Source organism: Microcystis sp. M_OC_Ca_00000000_C217Col (genome assembly GCF_007095585.1).
GTDB lineage: Bacteria > Cyanobacteriota > Cyanobacteriia > Cyanobacteriales > Microcystaceae > Microcystis > Microcystis panniformis.
Genome location: NZ_SFBV01000001.1, coordinates 1 through 6,723 on the forward strand (window position 1 = coordinate 1; position 6,723 = coordinate 6,723).

Sequence of the window (6,723 nt, forward strand, 5' to 3'; positions counted from 1 at the left end):
AAAATACAGGATTTTTCACTTCCTCTCAGATTAACTCAGGCCAGTTCGTCGTCACCAAATTAACAGTTAGGGATTTTTGTCTGTTACCATCTATACAAAACGACGCGCGATTACCCTGCAACAAAAGGAAAGATTTTTACCTCTATCTCCCGATTTTGTCATTGAATTAATGTCTCCTAGTGATAGCCTAGAAACTACTAGGAAAAAAATGCAGGAATATTTAGATAATGGGACTCGTTTAGGTTGGTTAATCAATAGAAAAACGAGAGAAGTAGAAATTTATCGTCAAGGACAGGCAGTAGAAATTTTAACTAATCCAGAGAGTTTATCGGGGGAAAGTATTCTGCCAGAATTTAGTTTAAATCTTACTTTGATTTGGTAAATCAGAGGTAGTGATTGCCGTTTAACGCTTTGCTTTGTTGGGCATTGTCTTCATCGATAAAATACCAAACTTCATTTTTAAGGAAGATAGTCAGAATCAAGGATTTCTGCAAGGGTGAAGGGTGATTCAATCGGGAATAAATCAGCAGAGAGAAGATACTTTCTTACAGTATCTTCTCTGGCTGCTTGGTAACAATCTATCCAGATTTCAGGAATCAATCTTCTCAGACTTGGACTCTCTTTTAATAAGCGTTGAACTTGTCGGCGTTGTTCAACAATTGTGCTGCGCCACCCTTGAGCATTTGCTTCTTTTTCAGTTAGCCAGTAAGTCAATTTAAGCAAATGTTCGGCAATGACGGTTAAGCGACTTTCTAGTTCTCGTTTTTCACTCCTTCCCATCGTTTCAATTTCTTCGATCAAATTTTCTAAGTCTAATTTTTCAAAACGATGTTCTTTGAGTAAATTAGCGGTTTCTTGTAACCATCGGTAGAAATCTTCTTGATAAAGACTTTTACATGAGGAAACTAAAGACTTTTCGATGCTCATTTGATGATGACCTAGAAAAAGGAATTCTTAGATAATTTAGAAGCGACTCCCTGATCTCAAAAAGATTGGCAAAATATCGCAGGATGACCCCTTTAAACATCAGAGCTTTAAATTTAAGCTAAAATTGGGTAAAACATCTTCCCCCGACAAATCAGTGGGATTTTCTAATATTTCTACCTCCTTTCCCTGACGATAAATTTCAACTTGCCGATTCTGGGGATCGATTAACCAGCCTAACCTTGCGCCATTTTCCCTATATTCGAGCAGTTTTTTCTGTAATTTGTCAAGACTATCGGATTCAGACCGCAATTCCACCACAAAATCGGGGCAGAGGGGAATAAATCCCTTTTTCTGCTTAGGAGTTAAAGATTCCCAGCGTTCTCGACTCACCCAAGATAGATCAGGAGAACGAATCGCCCCATTTGGTAGTATAAATCCGGTGGAAGAGTCAAACCCGACCCCTAAAGCTTCATTTTCTTCGCACCAGCGAAACAATTGTCCTGTTATACGAAAATTTCGCTGTCCTGATTCGCCACCTGTCGGGGGATTCACGATTAATTCTCCTTGGGCTGTACGTTCTAATTTTAAGTCACGGTTGACCGCAGCAAGGGCTTCAAACTGTTCAAGGGTGATAGAGAGAGCGATCGCGCTAGGAATTTCTAAGGAGAGGGTTTCGGGTGAGGTAGTAACTGCTAACATAATCCTTTGATCAGGTGCAACTCATATATACTATTAAAGATTATTTGTCAAGTTTTTGCTCAGAATTCTTGAGCTTGCGCTGAACAAATTCCCGATTTTTTTGGGAAACTTCCACCTCGATCGGGCGGTTTCACTAAATAACAGGTTACAATAGCCAATAATTAACTAAATTTACCTAAAAACTATCGATCGTGTTCTACGCTATTGATTTCGGAACCAGTAATACCGTCATTACTCGTTGGAATGGGGCGACAAATAGGGCCGAAACCGTCAAATTATCGGAGTTATCCCAACAAATAGCCGACAATCCCCCCCTAATTCCCAGTTTACTCTATATTAAATCGGCCAATCCTCTGCAAGTAATTGCCGGTCAAGCAGTGCGCGATCGGGGTTTAGATATCGATCGAGACCCGCGTTTTTTTCGTCGCTTTAAACGAGGTATCGGCGCAAAAATTCAAGGATTTTTACCGGAATTAGAGGAAACTGTCCTCAGTTTCGAGGGGGTTGGTCAATGGTTTCTTGATAGCATCATCGACAACTTAAAAAACACCACCCTGGAAACCCCCCAATCTCTAGTTTTAACCGTCCCCGTCGATAGTTTTGAAAGTTACCGCAATTGGTTAAGTAATGTTTGTCAGGGGTGGGAAATCGAACAAATTCGACTAATTGATGAACCCACGGCCGCCGCTTTAGGTTATGGAACCACGGGTGAGCAAGTGATTTTAGTGGTAGATTTTGGCGGTGGCACCCTCGATCTTTCTTTGGTACAATTAGATTTAGATAATCCTCAAAAAAATCAAGGTTTTATTCTCAAGTGGGGAGAAAAACTTTTAGGCAATAATTCCGCCCAAAAAACTAAACTAGCGAGGGTTTTAGCCAAGGCGGGGACAAATTTAGGGGGGTCAGATATCGACGATTGGATTGTCGATTATTTTGCCCAAAAGCAATCTTTAGCGAAAACTTCCCTGACTACTCGTCTAGCAGAAAGATTAAAAATTAAACTTTCTTCCCAATTAACCGCCGAGGAGGTATATTTTGATGAGGAAAATTTCGAGAGTTACGAGTTAAGTTTAGATCGAGAACAATTGACCGATATTCTCCAAAAACAAAACTTTTTTAATCAATTAGATGATTTAATGACGGGAGTTTTGCAACAGGGAAGACGCAATGGAATTGAAGTTAGCGACATCGATGCGGTGTTATTAGTTGGGGGAACTGTACAAATTCCGGCGGTAAAAGATTGGGTGCGACAGTATTTTGATAGTAGTAAAATTAAAGAGGATCGACCCTTTGAAGCGATCGCTTTGGGAGCGTTACAATTAGCCCAAGGTTATCAAGTCAAAGATTTTCTCTATCATAGCTACGGCATTCGTTACTGGAATCGTCGCAAAAATGCCCACGCTTGGCATCCAATTATTAACTCTGGACAACCCTATCCCATGGAAAAACCCGTGGAATTAGTCCTAGGTGTTTCTGTGGACAATCAGCCTAGCATTGAGTTAATTATCGGCGAATTAGGCACAGAAAGTGGAGCAATGGAGGTTTATTTTGATGGTGATAAATTAATTACTCGTTCCCTGAGTAATGGAGAAACTAGCGTCCAACCCTTAAATGATCGCGAGGGAGCAAGATCCATCGCTCAACTCGCTCCTTTAGGTTTCCGGGGTAAAGATCGCATTAAAGTGCAGTTCTGGATTGATGATCAGTGTTTTCTGCGGATTAATGTGGAAGATTTACTCAGTCAAGAATTGTTACTAAATAATCAAATAGTCACCAAATTAAGCTAGACTTAGCTTCACCTAAAAATCAAGTGCAGACTCATGGTAAGTTTGCACTGATATTATCGCAATATTCTGTTTTACTGGTGGCTTTATCGACTGTGATCGCGCACGGGGATCGGGATTAGTTCGGGTTCGGGTTCGGGTTCCGGACCAAAAACACTGTCGATCAGTTTGCGCGCCCATTCTCTCAATTTTTCTATCACTTCATCTAAATAGTCCATTGACCAAATGGCTCCTTTGAGATACTAGCTATGAGTTTTCGTCGATTGATCCCCGCAACAGCTTTATTCTAGAGAATTTTAACTGATTTTCATCGTTTAGCTGTTCAATCTGACGAGCGGGGGAATCTATATCTTGTATTTATATTAAGCTTAACATAACTTTTTAGTCTGAGTATATATTCTTGGCAATTCTTTTTTAAGACATTATTAATAAATTCCGGCGTAGGCGATCAAGGGCGGTATAGGCACTAATCTGGCGAATGGTCAAGCGATCTCGATTTTCTCCGAAACGATGCTCAGATACAGTCACTTTTCCTTCAGGACTGGCTAAACCGATATAAACTAGGCCCACAGGTTTCGTCTCACTGCCTCCTCCCGGTCCGGCAATACCCGTGATACTGATCCCCCAATCGGTAGTGAGGCGTTTTTGCACGCCTAGGGCCATCTGTTGGGCAACAATGGCACTGACAGCCCCGACATTATTTAAATCCTGCTCATTTACGTCTAAGAGGGCAACTTTTACCCGATTATCGTAGGAAATAACCCCACCCCAAAAATAATCGGAACTGCCGGCGATTTGGGTGATAATTTCCCCTAATCCCCCTCCAGTACAGGATTCTGCCACACTCAAAGTTTGTTTTTGCCGCCGCAAAAGTTCCCCCACCACCGCGGGTAAAGTATCATCATCAGCCCCAAAATAATCTAATCCGGCGATTTCCTTAATTTCCGTCGCTACCGGTTCAATTACCTGCAAAGCAGCCTGTAAAGAAGGGGCTTTCGTCGCAATTCGCAAACGCACTTCGCCTAAACCAGCATAGGGGGCAACGGTGGGATTAGTCAGAGCGAATAAATGGGCAACTTTTTCCGCTAAAGCTGACTCACCAATACCGCGAAATTTGAGAGAACGACTATAAATCCTCTCTTTGCCCCATCCTTGACTTTCTAGGTAAGGAATCGCCGTTTCTACCCACATTCTCTTCATTTCTGAGGGTACTCCGGGGAAAGTGAGAATAGTCACGTTAGTCTGTGGTTGCCAGATCAGGCCAGGGGCGGTTCCCGTCGGATTTGGCAAAAAATCGGCTCCTATGGGTATTAAAGCCTGTTTACTGTTACTAGGAGGCATTTCTCGCCCTAAAATCGTAAATTTAGCCTCGATTTCTGCTAAAATCTCCTTATCTTCCCTGAGAGGCGTTTGGAAAAAATCGGCGATTGTTTCTGTGGTTAAATCGTCGGGAGTAGGTCCGAGTCCCCCGGTAAAAATTAAAATTGAAGAACGTTCTCGGGCAATAGCGATCGCTTTTTTCAGTCTTTCTACATTATCTCCCACCACCGTTTGATAATAATGGGGAATGCCTAATTTTGCCAATTCTAGGGCTAAATATTGGGCGTTAGTATTAACTATATCCCCTAATAATAATTCCGTTCCTACACAAATAATTTCAGCGGCCATAATTTTTGACAATTAGCTTAAGATTTTCAATTTTGATCATCAACTGATCTCCTGTCACCACAGTGCGATCGGGTTTCGGTAACGATGGTACTGGAAGTTAACAATACCAGTGCGCTCCAGTATTATACCAGTAAGCTATCAAGAATCAAAGTCTTGTATATTAAATGCCAATTTGTTGCTGAACAGCCCATATCTGATTACACGACAATAAAATCACTACCTATGAGCAAACGTAAAATCAGCGTATTATTCCCTTATATAACAATAATTGATCATAATCAAGCATAACAAAGTATGACCGAGCATCACCTCTTCCTTCCTGCCATCACAAACCCCACCAAAATCATCTAAAATTGAAATGTCCACTAAATAATAAAATTCTAAGTACCTAGGCAAAATTATTTACACATGACGATCATTGCCCCGTAAGGGTTTTAGCTCGATCGGGCAGGTAATTAATTTTGCATGACTACTTATGACTCGCTGGTTTAATATTGCCGGTCCCTGTAAAGACGATATCCACTATATGCTCTCTCCCACAGTGCGATTACCAGATTTAGAGGAGCTAATTCAACAGCATAGTTACTTTGTCCTACACGCACCACGACAAACAGGGAAAACCACCGCTATGTTATCCCTAGCAAAACAACTTACCGATAGAGGAAATTATGCCGCAGTCATGGTATCAGTGGAAGTAGGAAGTGCATTTAATCATGATCCTAGTGCCGCAGAATTGGCAATTTTAGGGGCATGGTATAATACAATAAATATTCGTTTACCTAAAGAATTGCAACCACCTGTAAAAGAATGGCAACAGGAAGAAGCAGGAAGCAGAATCAAGGCTTTTTTATCAGATTGGTCAAAAGCGATAAATCGTCCCATAGTATTATTTATAGATGAAATTGACTCTTTACAAGACCAAACATTAATATCAGTTTTACGACAGTTAAGAGATGGTTTTCCCAATCGTCCAGAAAATTTTCCCTCATCAGTAGGATTAATTGGTTTGCGAGATGTGCGAGATTATAAAGTAGCATCGGGAGGTAGTGATAGATTAAATACATCTAGTCCTTTTAATATAAAAGTTGCTTCTCTGACTATGCGAAATTTTAATCTTGCAGAAGTGGGAGAATTATATCAACAACATACAGCAGCAGCAGGACAAATTTTTACACCAGAAGCAATAGAAACAGCTTATGATTTAACCCAAGGACAACCTTGGTTAGTCAATGCTTTAGCTAAAGAAATTGTAGAAAAAATGGTAAAAGATAGAAGTATTGCTATTACCAAAAAACACATTTTACAAGCTAAGGAAATATTAATTGCTCGTCAGGATACTCATTTAGATAGTTTAGCGGAAAGGTTAAGAGAACCAAGAATTAAAGCCATTATTGAACCGATGTTAGCAGGTTTAGAATTAGGAAATATTCCCAATGATGATATTCAATTTGTGATGGATTTAGGATTATGTAAAATGCACCCCTACGGAGGATTAACTATTGCTAATCCCATTTATCGAGAAGTGTTAAGCTAAAACGCACTTAAACCACCTAAAATAGAAATAGTAACTTGAGAAAAATCCTACTTATGCCAGCCAAAGATTTCCTAGACTTAGAAGAAAAGAAAAACTTACAAAAAGCTCTTA

Annotated in this window: 5 protein-coding genes and 2 pseudogenes; 3 read left to right on the forward strand and 4 right to left on the reverse strand. The window is 40.4% G+C overall.

Annotated elements, in window-relative coordinates; all coding sequences use genetic code 11:
• Nucleotides 1–97: 97 nt before the first annotated feature.
• Nucleotides 98–382, forward strand: a pseudogene (locus tag EWV66_RS00005) (Uma2 family endonuclease); the annotation flags it as partial.
• Between the two features lie 77 nt (nucleotides 383–459).
• Here EWV66_RS00005 and EWV66_RS00010 read toward each other — a convergent pair.
• Nucleotides 460–927, reverse strand: a complete 468-nt coding sequence (locus EWV66_RS00010) for a DUF29 domain-containing protein (protein WP_287108735.1) — start codon at nucleotides 925–927, stop codon at nucleotides 460–462.
• A gap of 99 nt (nucleotides 928–1,026) precedes the next feature.
• On the reverse strand, nucleotides 1,027–1,626 hold the full coding sequence (locus EWV66_RS00015; RefSeq protein ID WP_052278009.1) for a Uma2 family endonuclease: 600 nt from the start codon (nucleotides 1,624–1,626) through the stop codon (nucleotides 1,027–1,029).
• A 191-nt stretch (nucleotides 1,627–1,817) separates the two neighbouring features.
• On the opposite strand from EWV66_RS00015, the gene EWV66_RS00020 reads away from it, so the two are divergent.
• On the forward strand, nucleotides 1,818–3,413 hold the full coding sequence (locus EWV66_RS00020) for an Hsp70 family protein (RefSeq protein WP_052278010.1): 1,596 nt from the start codon (nucleotides 1,818–1,820) through the stop codon (nucleotides 3,411–3,413).
• A gap of 83 nt (nucleotides 3,414–3,496) precedes the next feature.
• On the opposite strand, the gene EWV66_RS00025 is transcribed toward EWV66_RS00020, so the two are convergent.
• The gene (locus EWV66_RS00025) at nucleotides 3,497–3,628 is read right to left on the reverse strand and encodes a hypothetical protein (RefSeq protein WP_002768233.1); all 132 of its coding nucleotides are present in this window, start codon (nucleotides 3,626–3,628) and stop codon (nucleotides 3,497–3,499) included.
• Nucleotides 3,629–3,824: 196 nt separating this feature from the next.
• The gene (locus EWV66_RS00030; protein ID WP_287108738.1) at nucleotides 3,825–5,078 is read right to left on the reverse strand and encodes a competence/damage-inducible protein A; all 1,254 of its coding nucleotides are present in this window, start codon (nucleotides 5,076–5,078) and stop codon (nucleotides 3,825–3,827) included.
• 475 nt (nucleotides 5,079–5,553) lie between these two features.
• Between EWV66_RS00030 and EWV66_RS00035 the strand changes: the two are divergent.
• Nucleotides 5,554–6,606: pseudogene (locus tag EWV66_RS00035) on the forward strand (AAA-like domain-containing protein); the annotation flags it as partial.
• Nucleotides 6,607–6,723: the final 117 nt, after the last annotated feature.